Below are 1,791 nucleotides of genomic sequence, written 5' to 3' on the forward strand. Positions count from 1 at the left end.
AAAATGAACTTTCCAGAAGAAATTGAACGTTTAAAAAGCAAGCAAAGAACACGGCTTAAAGCGCGCTCTTCAAAGTCAAAATTAGACCGCCATTACGATGCGCTGAATGGCCTTGCTCAAAATGGCGCGTCACTTTCACAGCTCCAACTTTGGCTCGCTGAAAATAAAACACGTGCTTCTCGATCAACCATCCATCGATGGCTCAAAAAAAATCAAATCAGGACACCTTCATGACTAGCTTTCGCTCACCAAAGTCGCAAGCAATGCATTATGCTCGGGAAATCAGAAATATGGGCCGTTCCCAGTCTTTAGGCACGTTGCGTATTGATGAAGCTGCCCTCACTCGCTTTGCCAGTTACCTGAAAGAAAATAAACTGGAAAGCTTGAAAGAGTTTACTCCGGCGAAAATCACTCCTGAAAAAAACAAAATAATCCTAGACTACCTCAGCACCCGAAAACAAAAAGGGTTAACCCAATCCACGATAGACCAAGACAGACAGTCCCTACAGCGCCTTTCAGGGGGGAAGTTCTTACGAGCTAAGGCAAACCTTGCAAAAGGGAAAAAAGCCTCGCATTACCGCCATTACACACCAGAACAAATTTCTCTCATCATAGATAAACAAAAACCCCATAATTCTCTCGCAACGAAAATAGCAGCCTATACAGGTATCCGTGCTCATGAATTAATCACACTCAGAAGCATCTCAGAGCGCTCTAAAAGTAAAAGAGATACCGAAGGTCAAGTTTGGGAAGATCGTCGTTTTAAAGGGCTGTCAGGGCGATTATATTCGGTTATTGGCAAGGGAGGGTTATGTAGAGAAGTGATATTAAGCCATGAATTGGTGAATTTGCTTGAGAATGTAAAACTTGATCAACCCAGAATGGTGACGGATCGAGGTATTCATTATCAACAGTTTTACGATATTTCAGGAGGGCAAAAGTGGTCGCAATCTTTTACACAGGCGAGTCAAAAAGAATTGGGATGGTCTGATGGTGCTCATGCATTGAGACATACCTATGCCGAACGCCGACTTGATCAACTCTTAAAATCTGGTTTAACACGAGAACGTTCTCTTTGCATTATTGCTCAAGAAATGGGGCATTTCCGTAGTGAGATTACAGAGGTTTATTTACGATGAGTATTATTTTTAAATACATCTTAGTCTTTCTATTTTTTCCTATGCTTGCTTTAGGTTTTGCCTGGTTTGAAGGGTTATCGCCTCCTGTGGTGTTTGAGTCACTGAGTAATTTTTCCCTGCTTTCTCTTTTTTTATTTGGTGCATCACTTGCAGCGAGCGTTTTCTTACTCCCGTTTTGTTTCGACATGGGCTTCTATGAAAATATTGCGAAAGCAAATGAAGAGAGAATCAAGCGGAGAATTGAAAAACTCGAAGCTGAAGCTTCGGCTCTATTTCATCAAGCGGATTTGGATAGTGAAAAAGCAAAAAAACTACTTGAGGAAGGTGAAAACAAAGAACGTGAGCTTCAAGAGAAGTTTGATGAAGCTTTGGAAAGTGAAAAGGCAAAAATGGATGAGCGCGTTAAGTTATTTGAGGAAGAAGCGGATTTCTTTTTTGAGCGTAGTGAAAAACGATCTCATACGAATCAAAATCTTTGGATGCAAAACAGAATGTTGAAAGCTGAGATAAAAGCATTGAAAAATATGTTGACTGAGAATACTGAACTTTCGAAGGATTTTATTTTTACCCAGATTGCTCAAAAAAAAGAAAATGAACGTCAACGTATCCAAAAAATTAAGGGTCAAAAAAATCTTAATCGTTAGTTGTTATT

At 40.0% G+C, this 1,791-nt stretch carries 3 protein-coding genes; all 3 read left to right on the plus strand.

All coding sequences use genetic code 11. The features are described from left to right. Positions 1-234, plus strand: a 234-nt coding sequence (locus tag BGC07_RS18680; protein WP_158007027.1) for a hypothetical protein, incomplete at its 5' end; no start/stop codon positions are given. Beyond that, positions 231-1,139, plus strand: coding sequence for a site-specific integrase (locus BGC07_RS18685; protein ID WP_069314573.1), 909 nt, complete (start codon positions 231-233; stop codon positions 1,137-1,139). The genes BGC07_RS18680 and BGC07_RS18685, both read left to right, overlap by 4 nt. Continuing rightward, positions 1,136-1,783, plus strand: coding sequence for a hypothetical protein (locus BGC07_RS18690; RefSeq protein ID WP_069314574.1), 648 nt, complete (start codon positions 1,136-1,138; stop codon positions 1,781-1,783). The genes BGC07_RS18685 and BGC07_RS18690 overlap by 4 nt, the downstream gene beginning before the upstream one ends. Positions 1,784-1,791 lie beyond the last annotated feature (8 nt).

The organism is Piscirickettsia litoralis (genome assembly GCF_001720395.1).
Lineage (GTDB): Bacteria > Pseudomonadota > Gammaproteobacteria > Piscirickettsiales > Piscirickettsiaceae > Piscirickettsia > Piscirickettsia litoralis.